The organism is Aestuariivirga litoralis (assembly GCF_003234965.1).
GTDB classification, from domain to species: domain Bacteria; phylum Pseudomonadota; class Alphaproteobacteria; order Rhizobiales; family Aestuariivirgaceae; genus Aestuariivirga; species Aestuariivirga litoralis.
On record NZ_QKVK01000001.1, the window covers coordinates 313,486 to 338,710 of the forward strand.

The following is a 25,225-nucleotide window of genomic DNA, read 5'->3' on the forward strand; positions in this document are numbered from 1 at the left end:
CTACTGGAAAATCCCCTTGGCGCGGGGCGTGGCAAAGAAGATCTGCACCGCCCAGATATCGCCGTCCCGCTCGATGACGCCGGTGGACACGAAGGCGAAGCTGCGATTGACCATGTTCCTGCGGTGCGGGCCGCTGTCCACCCACTGCTGGAACAGCGCCCGCGTCTTCTGCGCGAGGGAGCCGTCACGCACGGTCTCGCGCGCGGCATTCTCCCCGATCGAGGGATATTTCGTGACGTCGCCGACGAAAGCGGCCATGCGGCCCTGGAAGCTCATGCCGGTGGAGGATGAGTGCCCCATGAAGCCATTGAGCATCATATCTGCGGCATGTGCCCGCGCGGCCTGCTGGAAGGCCGCGTCGGCCTGCACCGGGGCCTTGCCCTTGCCGGCCCGATAGGCGTTCAGAAGGTCAACCAGTTCCGCTTCCAGGTCCGGCCGATAGCGCGAGCCCTTGGGCGGATGGGCGGCAAGTCCTTCGGCATAGGCAAGATAGGGGCCCGCGGCGGCCGGGTTCACCCCGGCCACCAGGCCGAACAGCCCGAGGCAAAGACTGCGGCGGCTCAGGTGGCAGGGCTCCGTCACAGCAAGACTCCGTGAACCAAGATAATCAATTTAAAGTTGTTACCAGAGACAGAATACACGTTTTGCTACTCGCCTTCGGCAGAATGCTCCCACTCAGGAGGTGGGTATGCGCAGAAATCTGCCCAGATTCGGACGTCCGCGTCTGCCCGTGAATATGTCACAGCGGGGGCGGCTTCTGGCGTCCTCGGCGGTGGCTGGCCTCGCGGGCGGTGCCGTCATCGCATCGCAGGGCATTTGGGCGGAAGCGGGGCCGGTGATCCAGTTTGCCCTCACCGCAATGCTCTGCGCGGCGGCAATCCTGGTGTCCAGCCATTCGCCACGCCGTGAGCAAGGCCGCAGTTCGCCCGGCCTTCTGCCCCGAAACGAACTGGTGGCGCGTGCCGGTGTCCTCGCTGGTGCCTCGCCTGCCGCCATTCTGTGCGAGCTCACCGGACTTGGCTGGGTCAGCCGCAGCGACCGCAGCGATGCCGACGAACTGGCGCTGGCGGAAGCCCAGGGGCGGCTCATGGCGTTGCTGCCAGCCGGGGCCGTGGCGGCACGCTGGAGCGAGGAGCGCTTCCTGGTCTTCCTGCCGCATGCGGCCGACCCTATGGCAGTCCTGGCCCTGGCCCGCGACCTGACGCTGAACGTCGCCACCGGTCCGGAGTTCGGCAAGCTGTCGGCCCAGGTCCGCTGCCATGCCGGCATTGCGCTTGGCCCCGGCGACGGGCAGCGCCTGTGCGAGCTGGTGAACAGCGCCGAACTGGCCCTAGCGGAAGCGCGCCGGCAGGGCGAGCCGGGCTATGGCTTCTATTCGGCCGACATGGCAGCCCAGGCGCAGCGCCGTCTTGGGCTGCAGCGGGCGGTGCGCGACGCGGTGAGCGGCGATGCATTGCGCCTCGACTTCCAGCCCGTCTACGCCATGGCGACAGGCGAACTCACCGGCTTCGAGGCCCTCATCCGACTGCACGATGCGGAACTCGGCCCCATCCCGCCCTCGGAGTTCATTCCCCTCGCCGAGCAGATGGGCCACATCGTCGAAATCGGTCAGTGGGCGGTGGAGGAGGCCTGCCGGGTTGCCGCCCAGTGGCCGCCGCATCTCGTGGTGGCGGTCAATCTCTCGCCCGCCGAATTCCATTCCGGCACGCTCATCACCACCATACGCCGTGCCTTGCAGCGCCATGCCCTGCCGCCCTACCGCCTCGAACTCGAAATCACCGAAGGCACGCTGATGACGGACAGCGAGCTCGTGCTCAGCCAGCTCCGCCTGTTGCGCGACATGGGCATCGGCGTGGCGCTCGACGACTTCGGCACCGGCTATTCGAGCCTTGCCTATCTCTGCAGGTTTCCGTTTTCCAAGCTCAAGATCGACCGCAGCTTCGCCGCAGCACTCGATCATTCGGCCTCGGCACGAAGCGTTCTGCGCGCCATCGTCAAGCTCGGCCACGGTCTGGGGATGACGGTGACGGCAGAGGGGATCGAAACGCAGCGCCAGCTTTCGCTGCTGCGCGACATCGGCTGCGACCTCGCCCAGGGGTACCTGTTGGGAAGGCCGGCGGCGCTGGGCGATCTTGCGGCCATCATCCTCGGCAACTTCGCGCAAGGGCTCTCCCGCAGGCCGCGGGCGGCCCGGCGCAATGCCGCATGATGCTGTGCTTTGGACTTTCCTTGCCGTGACCGGCAGTCTAGTTTGCGCCCGCATTCAACAGGCACGGGCCACATGCGCAAGCTCTCTCCCACCAAGGCGATCACCCACGCGCTGAATTCCGTCTGGAACTATCGTGAGGTGGCCCTGCGCATTGCCCTGCCCTGGCTTCCGGTGCTGCTGCTCACCGGCCTCCTGGAGCTCTATTTCGCCCCGCCCGACGTGACGCCGGGGGAAGTTCCGGGTGTGGGGCCGATCCAGATCGCCACCTTCCTCGTCTCGCTCATCGCCACAAGCTCGCTGGCAGTGAGCTGGCAACGCTTCATCCTGCGTGACGAGGTCAGCCGCGGCCTGCGGCTCGATGCCAATGTCCTCTACTACGCGCTGTTCAGCTTCCTCCTCGTCATGCTGGCCGTGATCCCGACGGCCGTCCTGCTGACCATGGCGATCCTGGTTCCGGCGGTGGCGGTGCTTGCTGTTCCCGCCTTCGTGCTCATTGCCGGCGTCATCACCAGGCTGTCGGTCAGGTTCCCGGCCATCGCCCTCGGTGACCGGACGTTCAGCTTCCGCGACGCCTGGGCGGCCAGCGCGGGCAACATGTGGCAGTGCATCGCCGTGTTCCTGCTGAGCTGGGCCATCACGCTGGGTGGTCTCTTCGTACTGATTCTCATGGGCAGCGCGCTGGCACAGGTCAGCGGCACGCTCGGCCAGTTGCTCACCGCCATCGGGCTGATCGTGACGCAGCTGTTCTATGCGATCTTCAACGCCTCGGTCTTTACCTCGCTCTATGGCTTCTTCGTCGAGCGCCGAGAATTCTGAGGCTTGACCGAAATCAAGGGCAGCCCCCTGCGGGGGGCGCAGACTCCCCGCTTCATTCCGTATCGCGGGGGACCGATGTCAGACACCACCACCACCACACCACTGCCTGCCGAAACCGCCACGCCCGCTCCCCAGGAGGATGAGGCGCCGGCGCCCCGCCCCTCTCTGGCCCGGCTGCGCCACAATCCGGAGGCCATCCGCCACGCCTTCGAAACCGGTGAGTTCCCCTACAAGACCCGCATGGGCAACAAGCTCTACGAGGAGGAGATGTCGAAGCTCCAGGTCGAGCTCCTCAAGCTGCAGAACTGGGTGAAGGAGACGGGCGAACGCATCATCGTGCTGTTCGAGGGGCGCGATGCCGCCGGCAAGGGCGGCACCATCAAGCGCTTCATGGAGCACCTGAACCCGCGCGGCGCACGCGTGGTGGCGCTTGAAAAGCCCAACGAGCGCGAGCGCACGCAATGGTATTTCCAGCGCTATATCGAGAACCTGCCGGCGGGTGGCGAGATCGTGTTCTTCGACCGCTCCTGGTACAACCGCGCCGGCGTCGAGCGCGTCATGGGCTTCTGTTCGCCCAATGACTATCTCGAATTCATGCGCCAGTGCCCGGACCTCGAGCGCATGCTGGTGCGCTCCGGCATCCGGCTCTTCAAGTTCTGGTTCTCGGTAACCCGGGAAGAGCAGCTGCACCGCTTCCAGTCACGCGAGAACGATCCGCTGAAGCAGTGGAAGCTCTCGCCCATCGACAAGGCCTCGCTCGACAAGTGGGACGACTACACCGAGGCGAAGGAGGCGATGTTCTTCTACACCGACACCGCCGACTCGCCCTGGACCATCATCAAGTCGGATGACAAGAAGCGCGCGCGGCTGAACTGCATGCAGTATTTCCTGTCATCGATCCCCTACCCCAACAAGAACACGAAAGTGGTGACGGGGCCTGACCCGCTGATCGTCGGCTCCACCGCGCACGTGATCGGGCGCGACGACCACATCCTGGGCAAGACGCTCAGGCCAGGCAAGGCGAAGCGCTGACGCACTCGCATCCTCGCTGATCACGCCAACCCAAGTTCGCCCTCATCATCGCCGGGCGTGTCCCGGCGATCTTTTGCGGGCGCTTCGCGAAAAAAGATGGCCGGAACAAGCCCGGCCATGATGTTGCGTGCAGGTCAGCGTGGAGCGAATGGCCCTCAGTCCTCGAAGGGATCCTTCATCAGGATGGTGTCGTCACGCTCGGGGCTGGTGGACAGCAGCGCCACCGGGCACTCGATCAGCTCTTCCAGATACTTCACGTATTTGATCGCCTGGGCGGGAAGCTGCGCCCAGCTGCGCGCGCCGGCCGTCGTGCCTTTCCAGCCTTCGAAGCTCTCGTAGACCGGCACCACGCGCTTCTGCGCCTCTTCGGCCGCCGGGAAACGATCGAGGCGCTTGCCTTCCAGCTCATAGCCGATGCCGACCTTGATCTCGTCCAGGCCATCGAGAACATCGAGCTTGGTCAGCGCGATGCCATGGATACCCGAGGTCTTGATCGCCTGGCGCACCAGCACCGAGTCGAACCAGCCGCAGCGCCGCTTGCGGCCCGTCACCGTGCCGAATTCGCGGCCGCGCTGGCCGATGTATTCGCCCACCTCGTTCTCCTGCTCCGTCGGGAAGGGACCGGAGCCGACGCGCGTCGTATAGGCCTTGGCGATGCCCAGAACATAACCGATGGAGGACGGCCCAAGGCCCGAGCCCGCGGCAGCCTGGCCCGCCACCGTGTTGGAGGAGGTCACATAGGGATAGGTGCCATGGTCGATGTCGAGCAGGATGCCCTGGGCACCCTCGAACAGGATGCGCTTGCCCTCGCGCTTCATGTCGTCGAGCAGCGACCACACGGCATCCGAGAAGGGCAGGATGCGCGGCGCGATCTCGGCCAGCTGCGCGATCAGGTCCTGCGCCTTCACCTCGGCCTCGCCCATGCCACGGCGCAGCGCATTGTGGTGCGCCAGCAGGCGCTGAACCTTGGGGCCGATGGTGGCGAGGTCAGCGAGGTCATTCACGCGGATAGCGCGGCGGCCCACCTTGTCTTCGTAAGCGGGGCCGATGCCGCGGCCGGTGGTGCCGATCTTGCCCGCACCGGCGGCCGCCTCGCGCAACTGGTCGAGCTCGCGGTGGAGTGGCAGGATCAGCGTGGCGTTGCCGGCAACGCGCAGGTTCTGGCGCGACACGTCCACGCCCTGTGAAGACAGCTTGTCGATCTCGGCGGCCAGCGCCCAGGGGTCGATCACCACGCCATTGCCGATGACCGAGAGCTTGCCGGGCCGGACGATGCCGGAGGGGAGCAGCGAGAGCTTGTAGGTGACGCCGTCGATGACGAGGGTGTGGCCGGCATTGTGCCCGCCCTGGAAGCGCACCACCACATCGGCCCGCTCGGACAGCCAGTCCACCAGCTTGCCCTTGCCCTCGTCGCCCCATTGCGCGCCGACAACCGCCACATTCGCCATTTCAGGCTCCTTTCAGACACAGGAACGGCCCCGCGCGGGTGAGCCGCCGGAGCCGTTGCGGGCTCTTACACCATTGGGCGCAGAAGGCAAACCGGAGAAAGGGAGGGGGCGCCCTGCCACCGGCAGGCAGTTGACCTTGGGGCCTTGCGGTGCAAGCCTCCGCCATTCCACCAGCTGAGAGTGCAACGCCATGAAGCCCGTGAACGCCCTCCTGACCCTCGGTTTCCTGCTGGGGGCCAGCAGCCCCGCCCTCGCGGCGGCCACGCCGGAAGGGGCCCAGCGCCTGACCACCCTGTTCCAGTCCTACCTCGGGCAGACGCCCGGCGTGGTGAGCGTCGCGCCGCAGGGCGACTCCTATGCCGCGAAGCTGGACCTCATGCCCCTCTTCGCCAAGGTGAAGGACCCCACCGTCAGCCTCTCGCTGTCACCGCTGGAATGGACGCTCACCGACCAGGGCGGCGGCAAGTGGAAGGTCGACCAGAGCCAGCCGCTGAGTTTTTCCTTCGGCATCAAGGGCCAGGGCGAGACCCAGGGCACGATCGCATCGGTCGTCTCGACCGGCATCTTCGACGAGGCCCTGGGCGGGCTCGCGACCAGCACGGCAGAGCTCAAGACCATCGCCGCCAACCAGACAGTGACGGAGGGCGGAACGACCACCCGCGTCACCTATGCCATAGACGCCGTCAGCATGCAGAGCAGCATGCAGGGCTCGCCTGACAGTGCCGATGCAACGACCATGCACAGCTTCACGGGCCTCAAGGAAACCATCAGCATCCCGGCGGCGGGGGATGGTTCCACGCCCGCCATGGACATCGTGGTCACCTCCCCCGGCGGCAAGCAGGACGGCACGGTGAAGGGCCTGAAGCTGAAGGAGGTCAGCGATCTCGTCACCTGGCTGGTGGCGCACCAGGACCCCAAGGAGATCGTCGCCGAACAGGCCATGCTCAAGGACAAGCTCCGCGCCGCCCTGCCGCTGTTCACCAGCATCACCGGCACCAGCACGATTGACAATCTGGCCGTCGCGACACCTCTCGGGCAGTTCGCCGTGCAGCAGTTCGGCTTTGGCGCCGACATCAACGGCGTGGTCGCCGACGGAAAGCTGCGCGAGACCTTCAGCTTCTCGGGCCTGCAGCTGCCTGCCGGGCTCGTGCCGCAATGGGCCGCGGGCCTCGTGCCCGAGAAGCTCAACATCGACGTCGGCGTGTCCGGCTTTGATCTTGCGGCTCCCGCGGCCCTGATGCTCGACAAGCTCGACCTCACCCAGCCCGAGCCACTGCCGAAGGACATCGATGGGCCCATGATGCAGGCGCTGATGCCGAAGGGCAGCGTCACCATCACGCTTGGCCCGAGCCAGATCCTCGCCAGGCTCTTCGATCTCACCGCGCAGGGCAGCATGACGGCCGGACCAGTGGCCATGCCGTCGGGCGAGGCGCTGGTGAAGATGAAGGGCCTCGACGAGACCATGAAGGCCCTCGAGTCCTCCCCGCCGGACGTGCAGCAGATGAGCGCCGCCCTTCTGCTGGTGAAGGGCCTCGGCAAGGCCGAGGCCGACGGCTCGCTGTCATGGCAGATCACCGGCACGGACACCGGTGCCATCATGGTCAATGGCGCCGACATCACCAAGATGCTGGGCGGGCAGTAACCGGCTGCCCGCGCCCTCTCAGAAGGCCAGCGGCTTCGCCTGCTTCACCTGCGGCAGCCTGGCGACGGCCTGCAGCACCTCGGCAGGCGGCGCCTCGTCGATCGACACGAGGCAGATCGCCTCGCCGCCCTGGGCGCGGCGGCCGAGATTGAAGGTTGCGATGTTGACCCCGGCATTTCCGAGGATCGTTCCCAGCGCGCCGATGAAGCCAGGCTTGTCCTCGTTGGTCACATAGAGCATGTGCGGGCCGAACTCGGCCTCCATGTCGATGCCCTTGATCTGGATGACGCGCGCCTTGCCGTCGGAGAACACCGTGCCCGCCACCGAGCGCTCGAGATGCGCCGTCCTCACCGTGAGGCGGATATAGGTTTCATAGGCGCCGCGCTGCGTCTGCTTCACCTCGTCGACCTTGATGCCGCGCTCGCGCGCCACGACCGGGGCCGAGACCATGTTCACCGTGCCGAGCATCGGCTGCAGCACGCCGGAGAGCGCGGCGGAGGTCAGTGCCCGGGTGTTCATCTCGCCCACGTCGCCGGCATATTCGATGACGATGCCGGTGACCGGCTCTTCGGTGAGCTGACCCGCGAAGGAGCCGAGCTTCTCCGCCACCGCGATGAAGGGGCGCAGCCGCGGCGCCTCGTCCGCCGAGATCGAGGGCATGTTGAGCGCGTTGGAGACGGCCCCGGAGATCAGGTAATCGGCCATCTGCTCGGCCACCTGGAGGGCCACGTTCTCCTGCGCCTCGCCGGTGGAGGCGCCCAGATGCGGCGTTGCCACCACATTGTCGAGCTCGAACAGCTTGTGGCTGGTGGCGGGCTCCACCTCGAACACGTCGAGGGCGGCACCCGCCACATGGCCCGACTTCAGCGCATCATAGAGCGCATCCTCGACGACGAGGCCACCACGCGCGCAATTGATGATGCGAACACCCTTCTTGCATTTGGCCAGTGCCGCGGCATCGATGATGTTGCGCGTCTTCTCGGTCAGCGGCGTGTGCAGCGTGATGAAGTCGGAGCGGCGGAAGATCTCGTCGAGCTCCACCTTCTCGACGCCGATCTCGATGGCGCGCTCCGGGCTGAGGAAGGGGTCGAAGGCGATGACCTTCATCTTGAGGCCAAGCGCCCGGTCGGCCACGATCGACCCGATATTGCCACAGCCGATGACGCCCAGCGTCTTGTTGAAGAGCTCCACACCCATGAAGCGGTTCTTCTCCCACTTCCCCGCATGGGTCGAGGCGTTGGCCTCCGGAATCTGCCGGGCCAGCGCCATCATCATCGAGATCGCGTGCTCGGCGGTGGTGATGGCATTGCCGAAGGGCGTGTTCATCACCACGATGCCACGCTGCGTGGCGGCCGGAATGTCGACATTGTCGACACCGATGCCGGCGCGGCCGATGACTTTCAGCTTCGTGGCCGCCGCGATGATCTTCGGCGTCACCTTGGTGGCAGAGCGGATGGCGAGGCCGTCATAATTGGGGATCGCCGCCAGCAGCGCATCCTTGTCCTTGCCGAGATCGGGGAGGTAGTCGACCTCCACGCCACGGTCGCGGAAGATCTGCACGGCGGTTTCGGAAAGCTTGTCGGAAACGAGAACGCGGGGAGCCATTGAAGACACTCCTGATGTGAGATGAGAATCGTTGGGAAAATCAGGCAGCGGTCGCCTGGGCATAGGCCCAGTCGAGCCACGGCATCAGCGCTTCGAGATCGGAGGTCTCGACGGTGGCCCCGCACCAGATGCGAAGCCCCGGCGGCGCATCGCGATAGGAGCCGATGTCGAAGGCGGTCTTCTCGGCCTCCAAGAGCTTCACCATCTTCTTCGGCACGCTCTCGTCGGCGTTGAGCGTCAGGCATACCGATGTGTTGGAGCGCGTTGCCGCCACCTTGGCAAGGTTCGCCGCGAAGTCACGCGAGTCGAGCCACGTCTGCACGACAGCCGCATTGGCATCGGCACGCGCCATCAGGGCCTTGAGGCCGCCAAGCTTCTCGGCCCATTCCAGCGCCACGATGTAATCCTCGACGCACAGCATGGAGGGGGTGTTGATGGTCTCGCCCTCGAAGATGCCGGCGATCAGCTTGCCCCCGCTGGTGAGGCGGAAGATCTTGGGCAGCGGCCAGGAAGGCACATAGCTTTCGAGGCGTTCGACGGCGCGGGGGCCGAGGATCAGCACGCCATGCGCGCCCTCGCCGCCCAGTACCTTCTGCCAGGAGAAGGTGACGACATCGAGCTTGGTGAAGTCGAGCTTCTGCGCAAAGGCGGCAGAGGTCGCATCGCAGATGGTCAGGCCCTTGCGGTCCGCCGCGATCCAGCCGGCATCGGGCACGCGCACGCCCGAGGTGGTGCCGTTCCAGGTGAACACCACGTCATGGTCGAAATTGACGGTCGAGAGGTCGGGAAGCTCGCCATAGCCCGCGGTGATCTTGCGCGCGTTCTTCAGCTTCAGCTGCTTCATCACGTCGGAGACCCAGCCGTCACCGAAGCTTTCCCAGGCCAGCATGTCGACGGGGCGTTGGCCCAGCAGCGACCACATGGCCATTTCGACGGCCCCCGTGTCGGAGGCCGGAACGATGCCGATCAAGTGGCTGGCGGGCACCTCCAGCACCGCGCGCGTCAGCTCGATCGCGCGCTTCAGGCGCGCCTTGCCGAGGCTCGAGCGGTGCGAGCGTCCCAGGACATCGGTGTTGAGGAGGCCGGGTGTCCAGCCCGGGATCTTGGCGCAGGGGCCGGACGAAAAATGCGCGCAGTCCGGGCGCGTAGCCGGTTTCGTGATCGTCATCTTGTGCTCCATCCTTGCAGATGGACCGGCCTTCGGTGGGGAAGGCTAGCCCGCGACCCATATCGCTCATTTTGCGACATTGCGCAAGTGCACAAATGGAACGGCCCGCGCCGGGGCGCGGGCCGTTGCCGTTCAGGTCACGTCGTCAGATCAGAAGCCGTAGCGCAGGCCCACCAGGGCTTCGTTGGCATAGGTCTCCGAGTCGATGATCTGGCGGAAGCGATAGCCGACGTCGGCGCTCAGGTTGTCGGTGATGTTCACCTCGACACCGGCCATCAGCGCATAGGTCACGCCCGACTCGTTGTCGCCGTGATCATCCGACCAGCCATAGCCGATACCGGCGCCCACATAGGGCGTGATGACCGAGCCGGTGGGAATGTCGAAATAGACGTTGCCCAGGATCGACCCGAAGTCGTGGTGGTCATTGCCGATGCCGGCATAATCGCCGCGCAGGTCGGTGCGCAGGTGATCGTTGAACTTGTAGCCCACGCCGCCGCCGAGCAGGAACACGCTGTCGGCATTGTTTTCCGTGTCGAGCCAAGACCAGCCGAGATCGCCGCGGAGATAGAAGCTCGAAGCCGTGACGACAGGCTCCGGTGCATAGTCTGCCGCAAGCGCCGGCGCGCTGGTGATGCCGGCCAGCAGGCCGAGGCCGAGCAGCGCCTTGGTGATGAACTTCATGATCCCTTACTCCCTTGCAAACAGAACTCACTTGATGAGTAGAAAGCTAGAAACCATCCGTGACTCAAGCCGGGCATGAATGCGGCGGAAAAAAGTCGGAGGCCGTCTGTTGCGTGAAAGCCACATGATTTTGTATCGCGCTGACAGTGGTGGTTTACTTGCCGGTTACCATGCTGGCCCGCAGCATTCCGGCGCTGCAGGCGGCCATCACCCGTGCTATCGTGCGGCGGAACATGGAGGGGCGCATGAAGATTTTATTTACCACGTTGCTTATGTTTTTGGCCTGCGGCACTGCGCTGGCGGACTGCCCCGTCGGCGATATCGAGAAGGCGCTGGCCTCGCCGCTCGAAGGTCTGAAATCCGTTGAGCGCGAGGTGAGCGACGTACAGTCCACCGAGGGTGGCCTGTGGCGCATCTATACCGCGGGGGACGGCAGCCTCCAGTCGCTGCTGCGCATCGATGGAGGCGAGTCCGGCATGAGCGAGCGGCGTCTGAGCGTGGCCGGTGCGAATGCCTATGGCATTGCCGTCACCCGGGTCGACTATCTCCGCCACGCCTTCATCGACGAAGGTGGCCCCAACGGCACCGCCAGGCGCACGACGGAATACTTCTACTACTGTGACGGCAAGCTGCTCGAGCCGCCGCGCGAATATGCCACGCTGGACAGCACGGAATACGCGAAGGCAGGTGCCGCTGCCCGGAAGGCGATGCTGGACGACAAGGACATAGTGGACGTGACGAAGGCGCTGAAGCGCTAGGCCGGCCTCAGGCTGCAGCCCTGGCGATGGCGCCGCAGAGTTCGTCGACGATCCGCACCACGAGGCCCTCGTCATCTCCTTCCGCCATCACCCGGATGACGGGTTCGGTGCCTGAGGGGCGGATGACGAGACGGCCGGAATTGCCCAGGCGGGCTTCCGCGTCGGCGATCATCGCACGCACGGCATTGTCCTCGAGCGGTTGACCCTGCTTGAACTTCACGTTCTTCAGCACCTGCGGCAGCGGCGTGAACAGGTTGCACACCTCGCTCACCGGCTTGCCCTGGCGCTTCACCTCCGCCAGCACCTGAAGCGCCGCAAGCAGGCCATCGCCGGTCGTGGAGAAATCCGACAGCACGATATGGCCGGACTGCTCGCCGCCCACATTGTGGCCGTGGGCGCGCATGTGCTCCACCACATAGCGGTCGCCCACCTTGGTGCGGGCCAGCGTCAGCTTCTGCCCGGCAAGATAGCGCTCGAGCCCGAGGTTCGACATGATGGTGGCGACGAGTCCGCCGCCGCGCAATTCGCCGCGCTTCGCCCATGAGGTGGCGATCAGCGCCATCAGCTGGTCGCCGTCCACCACCTGCCCCTTGTCATCGGCGATGATGACGCGGTCGGCATCGCCGTCCAGCGCGATGCCGATGTCGGCGCGCAGTTCCTTGACCTTCGCGCACATCGCTTCCGGATGCGTCGACCCGCAGCCGTCATTGATGTTGATGCCGTTGGGCTCGTTGCCGATCTGGATCACCTCGGCACCCAGTTCCCACAGCGCCGTGGGCGCCACCTTGTAGGCAGCACCGTTCGCGGTATCGATGACGACGCGCAGCCCGTCGAGCGTCATGTCCTTCGGGTAGGTGCGCTTGGCGAATTCGATGTAGCGCGCCTGCGCATCCTCGATGCGCTTGGCCCGCCCGATGGTGTCGGGCTCGGCCACCGACATCAGCGAGGAATCGTCCAGCATGCGCTCGATCTCGAGTTCCTGCTCGTCCGAAAGCTTGAAGCCGTCCGGGCCGAAGATCTTGATGCCGTTGTCGGCGAAGGGGTTGTGCGAGGCGGAGATCATGATGCCGAGATCGGCGCGCATCGAGCGCGTCAGCATCGACACGGCGGGCGTCGGCACCGGGCCGAACAGGAACACGTCCATGCCGGCCGCGAGCAGCCCCGAGGTCAGCGCGTTCTCGATCATGTAGCCGGAGAGGCGGGTGTCCTTGCCGATGACCACGCGGTGGCGGTGGCTGCCGCGGCGATAGAGATTGCCGGCCGCCATGCCGATCTTCAGCACCATGTCGGCGGTCATTGCGCCGCTGTTGGCGCGGCCGCGCACGCCATCGGTTCCGAAATACTTCCGCGCCATCTTGTCCCCTGCCCTAAAGCCCGCTCTGGTCCGGGTCGGCGGCAGCGCCTGCCACCGCCAGCGCCTCGACCGTCGCCTTCACATCATGCACGCGCAGGATATGCGCTCCGTTAAGCGCCGACCAGACGGCACCGCCCACCGAACCGTTGACGCGGTTGCCCGCCTGTTTCTCGCCCGTCAGCGCACCGATGAAACCCTTGCGCGAAAGCCCCATCAGAAGCGGCACGCCGAGGCCATGATAGAGCGTGAACTGGCGCAGCACGTCGATGTTGTGGCGGAAGCTCTTGCCGAAGCCGATGCCCGGGTCGGCCACGATTCGCTCGCGCGCGATGCCAGCCGCCACGCAGGCCTCGACGCGCGCCTCGAGCCAGTCGAACACGTCGAGGGCCACGTCTTCATATTGCGGGCTCAGCTGCATGGTCTTGGGGTCGCCCTGGGCATGCATCAGGATGACGGGGCATGTGGCCTCGGCCATCGCCTCCATTGCCGCGGGCTCATAGGTGAGGGCCGCCACGTCGTTGACGATCTTCGCCCCGGCCTTCAGCGCCGCGCGCATCACATTGGCCTTGCGGGTATCGACCGAGACGGTGAAGCCCTGCCCCGCCAGCGCCTCGATGACGGGAAGGATGCGGCGAAGCTCCTCCTCTTCCGGAACACCCTCGGAGCCGGGCCGAGTCGACTCGCCGCCGACGTCGAGAATATCCGCGCCCTCCCTGGCCAGCTGGGCGCCATGCGCGATGGCGCGCGCGCCTTCCGCATTGAGGCCACCATCGGAGAAGCTGTCGGGCGTCACGTTGACGATGCCCATGATCAGCGGCCGCTCGCTGGAAAGGAAGGACGGCACCACCGTCTGCCGGGGCAATTTTCCCGGCGCGAAGCGCCGCGTGCCGTTCCGCTCGATCTCCTCCACCAGCGTATAGGCGATTGCGGAAAGGCCGCCGAGCGATGCTCCGCGGCCTTCCTTCATCAGCTGCCGGGCGTCGGACCCGTAGACGAGTCCGGCCGGCCTTGCGTAGGTCCTTTGCATCAGGCTTGCGGCTGCGGTTCCATGCCGCCGGCGCCCCCGGCCTTGGGCTGGCCGGTGGTGGGAACGGAGGATGATCCCTTGGCAAGCTTCTTGCCCGCGTCACCATCATCCCGGGTCGGCGGCGTGCCGGCGAGCAGGTTCTTGATCTCCTCGCCCGACAGCGTCTCGTATTCGAGAAGCCCCTGCGCCAGCGCCACCAGCTCATGGTTCTTCTCGGTGAGGATGCGCCGCGCGGTGGAGAGGCCGTCGAACACCAGGCGCTTCACTTCCTGGTCGATCTTCTGGGCGGTCTCCTCCGAGACGTTCTGGGTGCGCGACACGGAGTGACCGAGGAAGACCTCTTCCTGGTTCTCGCCATAAGCCACCGTGCCGAGCTCGTCGGAATAGCCCCAGCGCGTGACCATGGCGCGGGCGAGACGGGTCGCCTGCTCGATATCGGACTGCGCACCCGACGTGACGTTCTCCTTGCCGAAGGTGATCTCTTCCGCGATGCGGCCGCCCATCATGATGGCAAGGCGAGACGTCATCTGGGTGTAGCTCATCGACAGGCGGTCGCCTTCCGGCAGCTGCATCACCATGCCCAGCGCGCGGCCGCGCGGAATGATGGTGGCCTTGTGCACCGGGTCGGCCTTGGGCACGTTCATCGCGACGAGCGCATGGCCCGCCTCGTGATAGGCGGTAAGGCGCTTCTCGTCCTCCGACATGGCCATGGAGCGGCGCTCCGCACCCATCATCACCTTGTCCTTCGCTTCCTCGAATTCCGACTGGGTGACGATGCGCTTGTTGCGGCGCGCGGCCAGCAGAGCGGCCTCGTTGACGAGGTTGGAGAGATCAGCACCCGAGAAGCCGGGCGTGCCGCGCGCGATGGTCTTGGCATCGACATCGGGCGCCAGCGGCACATTGCGCATGTGAACTTTCAGGATCTTCTCGCGGCCCTGCACGTCCGGGTTCGGCACCACGATCTGGCGGTCGAAGCGGCCGGGGCGCAGCAGCGCCGGGTCGAGCACGTCGGGGCGGTTGGTGGCGGCAATCAGGATCACGCCCTCATTCGCCTCGAAGCCGTCCATCTCGACGAGCAGCTGGTTCAGCGTCTGCTCGCGCTCGTCGTTGCCGCCGCCGAGGCCCGCGCCACGATGGCGGCCGACGGCGTCGATTTCGTCGATGAAGATGATGCAGGGCGCGTTCTTCTTCGCCTGCTCGAACATGTCACGCACGCGCGAGGCGCCGACGCCCACGAACATCTCGACGAAGTCGGAGCCGGAAATGGTGAAGAAGGGCACATTCGCTTCGCCCGCGATGGCGCGTGCGAGCAGCGTCTTGCCGGTGCCGGGCGGGCCCACCAGCAGCGCACCCTTCGGAATCTTGCCGCCCAGGCGCTGGAACTTGTGCGGGTCCTTGAGGAAGTCGACGATCTCCACCAGGTCGTCCTTGGCCTCTTCCACTCCGGCCACGTCCTCGAAGGTCACGCGGCCGTGGCGCTCGGTCAGGAGCTTCGCCTTGGACTTGCCGAAGCCCATGGCCTTGCCCGAGCCCGACTGCATCTGGCGGATGAAGAACACCCATACGCCGATCAGCAGCAGCATGGGCAGCCAATAGACCAGCGCATTGGTGAGGATCGAGTCGTTCTGCGCCGTGCGGAAGGTGATCGACACGTTCTTGCTGCGCAGTTCCTTCAGCTGGTCCTCGAAATACATCAGCGGTCCGGTGGTCGACACCGTTGCGCCGTCGGACAGCTTGCCGGTGATGTTGTCACCGGTGATCACGATCGACTGAATGGCGCCGGAATTCGCCTTGTCGAGGAATTCGGAATAGCTCAGCTCGGAGCTGGCCGGGCTGCGCACCTGGCCCTGGAACACGCTGAACAGCGCGAAGAGCAGCAGCGCGATGACGATCCAGACGGCGAAATTGCGGAATTGGTTCACGTGATCCTCACAGATGGCCACCCGGCCCCTGGCGGGCGGGCGGCGGCACAGTCCTCTGAACGGCCCTTAACATAGGTTGCTGCCAAAGTATTTCCAAGAATGGCCTTTGCGTAAATCGCTCACCGTTGCGTGTTGAGCCGCAGGAAGCGGATTCGCGCCGGAGGGGCCCCGGGCGGCGGCTCGACCCAGGGGCCGGCGCGCTGGGCGTAAACCGGCACCCCGGCCAGCGGCGGAAGCTTCCGCGCCGCCACCGGCGCCACCGTCGAGCCAGGCACTGCCTCGACCAGAAAACGGTTATCCCACAAGAGCTTACCATCGCCGGGCACGCGCTGCGGCGAAGCCGCGATGCGCCCCGCCTCGCGCGTCACCCAGAAGCCGGTCTTGCGCCGGCCTAGCAATGCGCCGCCAAGCGTGCAGCGAACCGGCCCCTCGCCGCTGCAGGCCCAGCGGGCGATGCGGCGCAACTCGTCGGCGTCCACCGCCCCCTGGCCGCCGCCATAATGCGCGATGACGATGGCGAGGATCCGCTCCTGCAGCGCAGCCGGAAGGTCCCGGAAATCGCCGGCGGCGATGTGGCAGATGCCGGCCTCATGCTCCTGCAGGGAGAAGGCAAGCCACTTTCGCGCCGTCCGTGCGAGAAGGTCCGTCGCCCTGGCAGCGGCCTCAGCCAGGGCCGCCAGCCGGGCCGTCGTTTCCGGCCCCATCGCGGCAAGGCTGCGGCGCGCCCGCACGCGCTCGAAGCGGGGATCCTCGTTCGAGGGGTCATCGATCCACGGCTGGCCGAGACTGGCGAGCCAGTCGCGCAGGGCTTGCCGTTTGACGCCCAGCAGGGGGCGCAGCAGCGGCAGGCCCTGCCAGCCTCCTGCCGGGCGGATGCCGGCAAGGCTGTCCGGGCTCGTCGTGCGGGCGAGGCGCATCAGCACGGTCTCGGCCTGGTCATCGAGCGTGTGGGCGGTGAGCAGCGCCGTGGCGCCCTGCGCCTGGCACCACTGCGCCATCAGGCCGTAGCGCGCTTCCCGCGCCCGGGCCTGCAGGCCGGTCGCCGGCTTCGGGTCCTCCGTCCAGCGCAGCACCTGGTGGCCGAGGCCCAGTGCTGTGGCCCACTGGCCCACCTGCCGCGCCTCCGCCGCCGCCGCCGGTCTCAGCCCGTGGTCGACGGTCAGGACGGAAAGCACAAGGCCCGGATGGTTGGTCCGGGCCCAGTCCGCCGCGAGGCGCATCAATGCAGTCGAATCGGAGCCGCCGGAAACCGCGAGCGCCACATGGCGCTCAGGCGTCAGGGCCGAAAAATCAGCCGGGATGTCAGGAGGCGCAGCCGGCACGCTTGGCTTCCGCCTGGGCGCGCCTGCGGGCATCCACCGCCTTGGGATATTCGGTGTTGACGGCGGCGAAGGCCGCGCAGGCCTGCTCGCCCTGACCGAGGCGGTTGAGCGAGATGCCGAGCTTCAGCAGGCTGTCGGGGGCGCGCCGGCTGGTGGGGTACTTCTTGTAACCCTGCAGGAAATTGGCTGCGGCCCGCTTGTAGTCGTTCTGGGCGTAATAGGTTTCGCCCAGCCAGTACTGCGCGCTGCCGGACAGGCTGTGCTCGGGATATTTCTGCAGGAAGGTGGAGAAGCCGGCCTCCGCATCGCCGAACTGGCGGCGCAGCAGGCTCTCGTTGGAGCGCTCGTAAAGCGATTCCGGGGTCTCGGTGGCGGCTTCGGGCTGCAGCGACACGGTTTCGATCGCGTTGTCGCCGGTTGCGGCGGAAGGCGCCATGCTGCCCTGCTGCACATAGTCGTCGCCCGGCTCCTGCTGCGAGGGCGGAACCAGCACCTGGCCCTGGAAGCCGCCGTCGTTCGGCTGGGCCGCGGCCGTATCGAGGGCGCCGAACACCTTGGCGGCGGGCGCGGCCCCCGGCACGTCCTGCTGCACGATCTCGCCGGCGGCCGGCGCCGGCGCCGGGGCCGGTGCGGCGATCGGCGCCTGCTCGATGGTCTCGATGCCGTTGCTGTCGGGGATGGGGGTTCCGGCGGAGGCGGCGGCCAGTCGCTTCTGCTGGCTCGGTTCCGCCGGCTGGGGTGCGGCAACCGCCACGGAGGCGGCGGGCTGCTGCGGCTGGGCTGCACCGCTCTGCTGCGGCGCGCCGCCCTGCGCCTTGAGCTGCTTCACCTGGAAGGAGAGTTCCTGGACCTGGCCGGTGAGCTGGCGAACCTGCTCCTCCAGCTGCTGCATGCGCACCGCCATCTCGGAGGCGCTCTGCGCCATGGCCGGCGTCATCAGGCCGAGGCCCAGCAGGGCGGCGGCGGCGACGGAGGATTTCACGTATTTCAGCATGATCTGCACCCAGCGGCCCTCTGGAGGGGCGGATTGTTCTCGTCAGCCTCGCAACTGAACCGGAATCACGGTGAAATTGAGGCTTCGGACGGCACTCTCCGCAGCGCGATCAGCCACTGTTACTGGTTTGCACCACCGGTGATGACGGTGACCGCGCGGCGGTTCTGCGACCAGCACTGCTCGGCGTCGCACAAGGCCGCCGGGCGCTCCTTGCCATAGGCGATTGAGGAGATGCGCGAGCCCTTCACGCCCTGGGCGATCAGGTATTCGCGGGCCGCGGTGGCGCGGCGGGCGGAGAGCGCGATGTTGTATTCACGCGTGCCGCGCTCGTCGGCGTGGCCTTCGACCTGCACCGTCACGCGCGGATACTTCTGCAGCCACGCCCCCTGGCGGCGCAGCGTCTCCTGGGCTTCAGGCGACAGGGTGGACTGGTCCTCGGCGAAGAACACGCGGTCGCCCACATTCACAGTGAAGTCCTGTTCGGAACCCGGAACGGCGGCGGCACCCGGGCCAGTGCCGGCATTGAGGTCGGGGGTGTTCTTCTTCGAACAGGCGGCCAGCGCCAGGAAGCAGCCAAGAACGGCAACGAACTTGAGGCTCGCCAATCGAGAAATCATCTACCCACTCCTTGTACCGGGCCCGCTCCGCCGGCCGACATGAAACCTTGAAAGTCCCGGCTCAGGGACTTGCACAACCTGCACTCTGACGCAACAGGGTTAACATTCCCTCACCGGGCGGGCCGGACCCTGCCCCGGCCAGGGCCGGGGACGGGTGGACCTTGCCGCGGCGCTTACGACGTCTTGGCGCCGCCGGTGATGACGGTCACGGCGCGGCGGTTCTGCGACCAGCACTGCTCGGCGTCGCACAGCGCCGCCGGGCGCTCCTTGCCATAGGCGATGGAGGAGATGCGCGAGCCCTTCACACCCTGCGCAATGAGGAATTCCCGCGTCGCGGTGGCGCGGCGGGCGGACAGCGCGATGTTGTATTCGCGCGTGCCGCGCTCGTCGGCATGGCCTTCCACCTGCACGGTGACGGCGGGGTACTTCTGCAGCCAGGCGGCCTGGCGGCGCAGCGTCTCCTGGGCCTCGGGCGTCAGCGTCGACTGGTCCTCGAGGAAGAACACCCGGTCGCCCACGTTCACGGCGAAATCCTGCTCGGAGCCCGGAATGGCGGCAGCACCCGGGCCGGAATTGGCGTCGAGGTCGGTCTTCTTCTTCGAGCAGGCGGCGAGCGCCAGGAGTGCTCCGAGGCCGGCGGCCATCTTGAAACTGTCACGTCTGTTCATTGTCTTCACTTCCCGTTTTGTCGTGGTCATCTGGCCGCCGCCCGCATCCCCTGCGAGTGGCCGCCGCTCATGCGGGCCCCCGAGCCCTGGTTCAGAATTTCGTCACACCCGATCAGTTGAGTTTGGGCGACCAGGCCGGATCGGAGCCGAAGCCGTCGATCGGAAGGCGCTGCTCGTTGTAGCCGGTGATGTCCACCGACCACAGCTGCGGGCCGCCGTTCTCGCCCTGCGTGTCGCGGAAGAACATCAGCACGCGGCTGTTCGGCGCCCAGGTCGGGCCCTCGTTGTGATAGCCCTCGGTGAGGATGCGCTCGCCCGAGCCGTCGGGCTTCATCACGCCGATGGCGAACTTGCCGCCGCCCTGCTTGGTGAAGGCGATCCACTGCCCGTCGGGCGACCACACCGGCGTCGAATAACGGCCATTGCCGAAGCTGATGCGGTTCTGGTTCGAACCGTCGCTGCTCATCACATAGATCTGCTGCGTGCCGCCGCGGTCGGACTCGAAGGCGATCTGCGTGCCGTCCGGCGAATAGCTGGGCGCGGTGTTGATCGAGGCCTCGTTGGTCAGCTGGCGAACGTTGCGCGAGCGCAGGTCGAGCTCGAAGATGTTGGAGTTGCCGCCCTCCTGCAGGCTCATGATCACGCGCTGGCCATCGGGCGAGAAGCGCGGCGCGAAGCTCATGTTGGGGAACTGGCCCACGATCTCGCGCTGCTTGGTGTCGATGTTCATCAGGTAGACGCGGGGCTCCGCGTTGCCGAAGGACATGTAGGTGATCTCGTTGGTCGAGGGCGAGAAGCGCGGGGTGAGCACCAGGTCCTTGCCATCGGTCAGCGCCCGGATGTTGAAGCCGTCCTGGTCCATGATCGCAAGCTTCTTGATGCGCTTGTCCTTCGGCCCTTCCTCGGTGACGAACACGATTCGCGTGTCGAAATAGCCGTCGATGCCGGTGAGCTGCTTGTAGATGATGTCGGCGATCATGTGGCCGATGCGGCGGTCGTTCTTGGGGCTGGTGGTGAACTGCTGGGCCGCGAGCTGCTGGCCGGTGTTCACGTCCCACAGCCGGAACTCGACGCGCATCTTGCCGCCATCCATGAAGGCCTGGCCCGACACCAGCGCCTTGGCCTGGATCTGCTTCCAGCTGGCGAAGTCCGGCGTCTGGTCGAAGCTCGCGATCTTCTCGATGAAGGTGGCTGGGTCGAGCGGCGCGAAATAGCCGGAGCGGCCAAGGTCGTTGGTGATCACGGCCGAGATCGTCGCCGAGGCCTCCTCGGCCCCGCCACCCGCCAGGAAGGGCGAGATGGCGATCGGCAGCGGGTCGACGCGGCCGCCGGTGATGTCGATTTCGGTTTGCGCCACCGCAGCACTCTGGAGGCCGAACACGGCGAGCGCCACGAAAGCTGCCGCAGCGAGCCGGCGCAGGTGGTGAAGCGGGAAATCGATCGATATCATGCTGGTCGTGTTCCGTGTTCGCGTCATTGCGTGGCCATGTCGGCGAACATGTTGGGGTTGAAGTTGAGCACGAGGTCCTTCCACACGTCGTATTGTTCCTTGGGAAGGAAATCGTAATTCTGGCAGCCGAGGATGGCGGTCACCGTCGACTGCGCGGTGGTCGAGAACAGATAGTCGCCCGGCCCGTTCATCACCTCGGGCTGGCCGTTCACCGAGCCATCCTCGTTGAGCAGGATGTGCACCTTCACCGTGATGTTGCCCTCGCGCGCGCCGGGCGGAATGATCCAGCATTCGCGGATCTTCTGCACGAAGGCGGCGATGGCGGTGGCCGAAAGTCCCTGGTCCTTGCCCTGCAGCGTCTTCTCGCCCTGGGTGGGCGTGCCGTCGGTGGTCGCCTCGGAGGCATTGGTGGTCTTCTCGTCGTTCTCCTTGTTGAGGAGCGCTTCGAGCTTGTCGGTATCGAGCTTCACCACCTTCTTGGGCTTCTCCGGCGGCTTCTTCGATGGCTTGGGCGGAGCGGGCTTCGGCGGCGCGGGCTTGGGCGGCGGCGGCGTGTCCTCGACCTCCTTCAGCAGGTCGGCCATGGCGCTGGAGTCGGGCGGCGGCGGCTCGGCCTTTGGCGGCTTCGGCGGGGTCGGCGTGGCTTCGGGCGGCGGCGGCGGCGGCTCGGGTGCGGCCTCCTTGGCGGCCGTCACTTCCTTTTCCGCCACCTTCAGCGTCTCGTCGGTCTTCTTGATGACCTCGGCCTTCTTCGGCGCCGGCTTCTCAACCTTCGCCGGCGCGTCGGGCGCCATGGCCATCAGCTTGTTGGCATCCGCGATGTTGGAGATGTCGACGTTGATCGCCTCCACCGGCGGCGTCTCGTACTTGGGCTTGGGCAGCACCACCAGCGCCGCGGCGAGGATCGCCGCGTGAAAGGTGATGGATGCTGCGAGGCTGCCCTTCATCGTCAGTTCTGGCCCTCTGCGGGGGCATCCGTCTTGGGGGCGGAGGAATCGGCAGGGGCTGCGGGTGCTGCCGCACCGCCGGCACCCGGCAGCGTCTCGAGCCCGATCTTCTTGAAGCCCGCGGCATTGATGGCGCCCAGCACCTGGGCGATGGGGCCGTAGGTCGCGGCAAGGTCGCCGCGCACCCGGATTTCCTTCTCGGGATCGATGCCATAGAGCGCGGTGAGCTTCTGGGTCAGCTCCTCCATCGTCATCGGCTGTTCCATGAGATAGATCGTGCCGTCCGGCTTGATCGAGACGGAGAGCGGCTCCACCTGGCTGTTGAGCGGCTTTGCGTCGGTCTTGGGCAGGTCGATGGGCACGCCCACCGTCATCAGCGGCGCTGCCACCATGAACACGATCAGCAGCACCAGCATCACGTCGACGAGCGGCGTGACGTTGATGTCGCTCATCACGCCCTTGGACGACCGCCGCCTGGCGTTGCGCCGCTGGTAGCCGCCCTTTGCACCGCCTGCTGAAGCACCCATCCGTTACACCCGTTCATCCAGCTGGCGGGAGATGATGGCGGAGAACTCATCCGCGAAATTCTCCAGCCTGGCGCCGATCTTCCCCGCGTCGGCGGTGTACATATTGTAGAAAATTGTCGCCGGAATGGCCGCAACGAGGCCGATCGCCGTGGCGAACAGCGCCTCGGCGATGCCGGGCGCCACCACGTTGAGCGAGGTGTTCTGCGAGTTGGCGATGGCCTGGAACGACACCATGATGCCCCACACCGTGCCGAACAGGCCGATGAAGGGCGCAGCCGAACCGGTGGTGGCAAGGAACAGGAGGCGCGCCTCGACGTCATGCATCTCCTTCTGGATCTGCACGTCCATCACCTTCTCGATGCGCTTCTGCACGCCCTGGAAGCCGGCGCGCATGGCGGCGTCCTGGCTGCGCTTCCATTCGCGCATCGCCGACATGAAGATCGCGGCAAGCCCGATGTTGCTGCGGTTGCCCATGGAAAGATAGAGATCCTCGAGCGACTGGCCGGACCAGAAATACTGCTCGAAGCGGTCATTGGCGGCATTCATCTTCCGCACCGCGAGGAACTTCTCGATGATGATCGCCCAGCACCAAACGGAGGCCGCCGCGAGGCCGAGCATCACGAGCTTCACCACCCAGCTCGCCTGCACAACAAGGTGCCAAAGCGAGAGTTCGCCCGCCGGTGCCGCCGTCACTGCAAAAGCTATCATCCTGTCCTTCCAACTCCGCCGGAGGCCCCTGCCTGAGCTGGCCCGGCGTTCCGCACTGCCCCAATTCCGAGAAAGGCCCGTGCAAACATGCCAAATCTGTCGAAACTGCGGCGATTCGGGGCACTTCTCCGCAGGCCCATGCCGCGGCCCGCCCCAGGGGCGAAGCCTGGACCCACATGAATCAACTATGGTTAAGGGATTGTTACGATTCAGGAATCAGCCATGCGCCGGAAGCGGTCTGCCATTGTTTCAGGCAGCCGTCTGGGCCGTCCCCGGCCATCGACCAGCGCAACGGTGACATCAGCCGTGAACAGGGTGTTGCCATTCAGCATCACCACCTGCCCGATCTCGACGCGCGCACCCCCCATTTCGACAAAACGGGTGTGGACCTCGACGAGGTCATCGAGCCGGGCCGGCCGCAGGAAGTCGCAGACCATGCGGCGGACGACGAAATTGCAATCCTCGAAGGTGGATTGGTGGATGCCCAGCAGCCTCAGGCAGTCGGACCGGGCGCGCTCGCAGAAGGCCACGTAGCGGGCGTGATAGACCACCCCGCCGGCATCCGTGTCCTCGTAATAGACGCGGATCGGCTTGATGTGGACGCCATCGGCGATGCGCCCCGCAAGGCCGGGCCAGGCCGCCTCAGTCATCGGAACCATCCAGCGGCAGCACGCCCTGGGTGATTTCCGGGCGCTGCGGAATGGCAAGCCCCAGGTGCCGGAAGGCATGCGGTGTCAGCAGCCGCCCGCGCGGCGTGCGGTTGAGGAACCCCAATTGCAGCAGATAGGGCTCGACGATGTCTTCCAGCGCATCGCGCGATTCCGACAGGGAAGCAGCAATGGTATCGATCCCCACCGGGCCGCCGCCGAAATTGAGCGCAATGCAGGTGAGATAGCGGTGGTCGAGCGAATCGAGCCCGCGCGAGTCGACGTCGAGCGCCGAGAGCGCCTTGTCGGCCAGCTTCGCATCGATGATCGCGGCGCGGGCCACCGCCGCGAAGTCGCGCACCCGGCGCAGCAGGCGGCCGGCGATGCGCGGCGTGCCGCGGGCGCGGCGGGCGATTTCCAGGGCCCCTTCCTCGGCGATGCCGATCTGCATCACGCGGGCGCCGCGCTTGACGATCTCGAGCAGCTCATCCTGGTTGTAGAAATCGAGCCGCACGGGAATGCCGAAGCGGTCGCGCAGCGGCGTCGTCAGGAGGCCCGTGCGCGTGGTGGCGCCGACGAGGGTGAACCTGGCAAGGTCGATCTTCACCGAGCGCGCCGCGGGGCCCTCGCCGATGATGAGATCGAGCTGGAAATCCTCCATCGCCGGATAGAGCACCTCCTCGACCGCGGGGTTGAGGCGGTGGATCTCGTCGATGAAGAGCACGTCGCGCTCCTCGAGGTTGGTGAGCAATGCGGCGAGGTCGCCCGCCTTGGCGATGATCGGGCCGGACGTGGCCTTGAAGTTGACGCCGAGCTCGCGTGACATGATCTGGGCGAGCGTGGTCTTGCCGAGCCCGGGAGGGCCGGCGAACAGCACATGGTCCAGTGCCTCGCCACGCGCCTTGGCCGCCTCGATGAAGATGCGCAGGTTCTGCTTGGCCTTGGACTGGCCGATGAATTCCTCCAGCCGCTGCGGGCGCAGATGCGTGTCGATCGCATCTTCCGGAGTCTTTTCGCGCTCGCGGATCGGGTTGCTCATGCCAGCGCCAGCTCCTTCAGCGCCAGCCGGATCAGCTTCTCCGTGGGCTGATCATCGCCCGCCTTCTTCATCGCGGCGGAGACGGCCGCCCCGGCCTGCGCCTGGCCATAGCCGAGATTGACGAGAGCCGAAACGGCATCGGCCGCCGCCGTGGGCCGCGGCGCATCGAGCTCGGCAGCGAGCCTGGACACATCCTGCGACAGCGGTGCGAAGGCCGGGGTCTTGTCCTTGAGTTCGAGCACGATGCGCTCGGCGAGTTTCTTGCCCACGCCATTGGCGCGCCCGATCATCGCCTTGTCCTGCAGCGCCACGGCATTGCCGATCTCCGCGGTGGAGAGCGTCGAGAGAATGGCCAGCGCCACCTTGGTGCCCACCCCCTGCACCGACTGCAGGAGGCGGAACCACTCGCGCTCGTTCACCGTGGCGAAGCCCACGAGGCGGATCATGTCCTGGCTCACCAGCATCTCGGTGTGGATCTCGGCCAATTCACCCTGCCCCGCCAGCGCGGCAAGGGTCTTGGACGAACAGGCGACGTGGTAGCCCACGCCGTTGACGTCGATCACCAGCCAGTCGGCGCCGACGGCATCGATCCGGCCCTTGAGTTTTGCGATCATGGCGCCGCCACCCTCCCCTCAGTGACGTCA

24 protein-coding genes are annotated in these 25,225 nt (G+C 66.3%); 5 read left to right on the forward strand and 19 right to left on the reverse strand.

Features of this window, described 5'->3' with window-relative positions; all coding sequences use genetic code 11:
- On the reverse strand, window positions 1-582 hold the full coding sequence (locus DK847_RS01590) for a CAP domain-containing protein (protein WP_161957096.1): 582 nt from the start codon (window positions 580-582) through the stop codon (window positions 1-3).
- Between the two features lie 154 nt (window positions 583-736).
- Between DK847_RS01590 and DK847_RS01595 the strand changes: the two genes are divergently transcribed.
- The 3 genes from DK847_RS01595 to ppk2 all read left to right on the forward strand — a co-directional run bounded on the left by DK847_RS01595 (window position 737) and on the right by ppk2 (window position 4,057).
- Window positions 737-2,209, forward strand: a complete 1,473-nt coding sequence (locus DK847_RS01595) for a putative bifunctional diguanylate cyclase/phosphodiesterase (protein WP_245414512.1) — start codon at window positions 737-739, stop codon at window positions 2,207-2,209.
- A gap of 72 nt (window positions 2,210-2,281) precedes the next feature.
- Entirely contained in the window at window positions 2,282-3,025 is a 744-nt protein-coding gene (locus DK847_RS01600) for a hypothetical protein (protein WP_111195858.1), read from the forward strand.
- A 75-nt stretch (window positions 3,026-3,100) separates the two neighbouring features.
- Complete coding sequence (gene ppk2 / locus DK847_RS01605) at window positions 3,101-4,057, forward strand: polyphosphate kinase 2 (RefSeq protein WP_111195859.1); 957 nt, start codon at window positions 3,101-3,103, stop codon at window positions 4,055-4,057.
- 155 nt (window positions 4,058-4,212) lie between these two features.
- On the opposite strand, the gene DK847_RS01610 is transcribed toward ppk2, so the two are convergent.
- Window positions 4,213-5,505 carry an adenylosuccinate synthase gene (locus DK847_RS01610; protein WP_111195860.1) on the reverse strand — a complete coding sequence of 431 codons (1,293 nt, stop codon included), beginning with the start codon at window positions 5,503-5,505 and terminating at the stop codon, window positions 4,213-4,215.
- Between the two features lie 190 nt (window positions 5,506-5,695).
- Here DK847_RS01610 and DK847_RS01615 point away from each other — a divergent pair, with 190 nt between their 5' ends.
- Window positions 5,696-7,147, forward strand: coding sequence for a DUF2147 domain-containing protein (locus tag DK847_RS01615; protein ID WP_111195861.1), 1,452 nt, complete (start codon window positions 5,696-5,698; stop codon window positions 7,145-7,147).
- An 18-nt stretch (window positions 7,148-7,165) separates the two neighbouring features.
- On the opposite strand, the gene serA is transcribed toward DK847_RS01615, so the two are convergent.
- The 3 genes from serA to DK847_RS01630 all read right to left on the reverse strand — a co-directional run bounded on the left by serA (window position 7,166) and on the right by DK847_RS01630 (window position 10,601).
- Entirely contained in the window at window positions 7,166-8,752 is a 1,587-nt protein-coding gene (gene serA / locus DK847_RS01620; RefSeq protein ID WP_111195862.1) for a phosphoglycerate dehydrogenase, read from the reverse strand.
- Between the two features lie 40 nt (window positions 8,753-8,792).
- A complete protein-coding gene (locus tag DK847_RS01625; protein WP_111196315.1) occupies window positions 8,793-9,920 on the reverse strand; it encodes a phosphoserine transaminase in 1,128 nt (375 codons plus the stop codon).
- A gap of 150 nt (window positions 9,921-10,070) precedes the next feature.
- A complete protein-coding gene (locus DK847_RS01630; RefSeq protein WP_111195863.1) occupies window positions 10,071-10,601 on the reverse strand; it encodes an outer membrane protein in 531 nt (176 codons plus the stop codon).
- Window positions 10,602-10,846: 245 nt separating this feature from the next.
- On the opposite strand from DK847_RS01630, the gene DK847_RS01635 reads away from it, so the two are divergent.
- On the forward strand, window positions 10,847-11,359 hold the full coding sequence (locus DK847_RS01635; protein WP_146256006.1) for a hypothetical protein: 513 nt from the start codon (window positions 10,847-10,849) through the stop codon (window positions 11,357-11,359).
- A gap of 7 nt (window positions 11,360-11,366) precedes the next feature.
- On the opposite strand, the gene glmM is transcribed toward DK847_RS01635, so the two are convergent.
- The 14 genes from glmM to ruvA all read right to left on the reverse strand — a co-directional run bounded on the left by glmM (window position 11,367) and on the right by ruvA (window position 25,195).
- On the reverse strand, window positions 11,367-12,713 hold the full coding sequence (gene glmM / locus DK847_RS01640; protein WP_111195865.1) for a phosphoglucosamine mutase: 1,347 nt from the start codon (window positions 12,711-12,713) through the stop codon (window positions 11,367-11,369).
- 13 nt (window positions 12,714-12,726) lie between these two features.
- On the reverse strand, window positions 12,727-13,740 hold the full coding sequence (folP, locus tag DK847_RS01645; protein WP_111195866.1) for a dihydropteroate synthase: 1,014 nt from the start codon (window positions 13,738-13,740) through the stop codon (window positions 12,727-12,729).
- Window positions 13,740-15,662 carry an ATP-dependent zinc metalloprotease FtsH gene (gene ftsH / locus DK847_RS01650; RefSeq protein WP_111196316.1) on the reverse strand — a complete coding sequence of 641 codons (1,923 nt, stop codon included), beginning with the start codon at window positions 15,660-15,662 and terminating at the stop codon, window positions 13,740-13,742. Before ftsH ends, folP begins: the two co-directional genes overlap by 1 nt.
- Before the next feature lie 119 nt (window positions 15,663-15,781).
- Window positions 15,782-16,984: a tRNA lysidine(34) synthetase TilS gene (gene tilS, locus DK847_RS01655; RefSeq protein ID WP_161957098.1), complete on the reverse strand. Its 1,203-nt coding sequence runs from the start codon at window positions 16,982-16,984 to the stop codon at window positions 15,782-15,784.
- Window positions 16,965-17,978, reverse strand: coding sequence for a tol-pal system protein YbgF (ybgF, locus tag DK847_RS01660; RefSeq protein WP_146256007.1), 1,014 nt, complete (start codon window positions 17,976-17,978; stop codon window positions 16,965-16,967). The genes tilS and ybgF overlap by 20 nt, the downstream gene beginning before the upstream one ends.
- A 119-nt stretch (window positions 17,979-18,097) precedes the next feature.
- Window positions 18,098-18,595 carry a peptidoglycan-associated lipoprotein Pal gene (pal, locus tag DK847_RS01665; RefSeq protein WP_111195869.1) on the reverse strand — a complete coding sequence of 166 codons (498 nt, stop codon included), beginning with the start codon at window positions 18,593-18,595 and terminating at the stop codon, window positions 18,098-18,100.
- A gap of 173 nt (window positions 18,596-18,768) precedes the next feature.
- On the reverse strand, window positions 18,769-19,263 hold the full coding sequence (gene pal, locus DK847_RS01670) for a peptidoglycan-associated lipoprotein Pal (protein ID WP_111195870.1): 495 nt from the start codon (window positions 19,261-19,263) through the stop codon (window positions 18,769-18,771).
- A gap of 112 nt (window positions 19,264-19,375) precedes the next feature.
- Window positions 19,376-20,713 (reverse strand): Tol-Pal system beta propeller repeat protein TolB, encoded by a 1,338-nt coding sequence (tolB, locus tag DK847_RS01675; RefSeq protein ID WP_193548170.1) that lies wholly within the window; start codon window positions 20,711-20,713, stop codon window positions 19,376-19,378.
- A 23-nt stretch (window positions 20,714-20,736) separates the two neighbouring features.
- Complete coding sequence (locus DK847_RS01680) at window positions 20,737-21,660, reverse strand: hypothetical protein (RefSeq protein ID WP_111195872.1); 924 nt, start codon at window positions 21,658-21,660, stop codon at window positions 20,737-20,739.
- 2 nt (window positions 21,661-21,662) lie between these two features.
- Window positions 21,663-22,187 (reverse strand): ExbD/TolR family protein, encoded by a 525-nt coding sequence (locus DK847_RS01685; protein WP_111195873.1) that lies wholly within the window; start codon window positions 22,185-22,187, stop codon window positions 21,663-21,665.
- Window positions 22,188-22,190: 3 nt separating this feature from the next.
- A complete protein-coding gene (gene tolQ / locus DK847_RS01690) occupies window positions 22,191-22,895 on the reverse strand; it encodes a protein TolQ (RefSeq protein WP_111195874.1) in 705 nt (234 codons plus the stop codon).
- Window positions 22,896-23,104: 209 nt separating this feature from the next.
- Complete coding sequence (gene ybgC / locus DK847_RS01695) at window positions 23,105-23,545, reverse strand: tol-pal system-associated acyl-CoA thioesterase (RefSeq protein WP_111195875.1); 441 nt, start codon at window positions 23,543-23,545, stop codon at window positions 23,105-23,107.
- Window positions 23,538-24,581: a Holliday junction branch migration DNA helicase RuvB gene (gene ruvB, locus DK847_RS01700; RefSeq protein WP_111195876.1), complete on the reverse strand. Its 1,044-nt coding sequence runs from the start codon at window positions 24,579-24,581 to the stop codon at window positions 23,538-23,540. The genes ybgC and ruvB overlap by 8 nt, the downstream gene beginning before the upstream one ends.
- Window positions 24,578-25,195 carry a Holliday junction branch migration protein RuvA gene (gene ruvA / locus DK847_RS01705; RefSeq protein WP_111195877.1) on the reverse strand — a complete coding sequence of 206 codons (618 nt, stop codon included), beginning with the start codon at window positions 25,193-25,195 and terminating at the stop codon, window positions 24,578-24,580. Before ruvA ends, ruvB begins: the two co-directional genes overlap by 4 nt.
- Window positions 25,196-25,225: the final 30 nt, after the last annotated feature.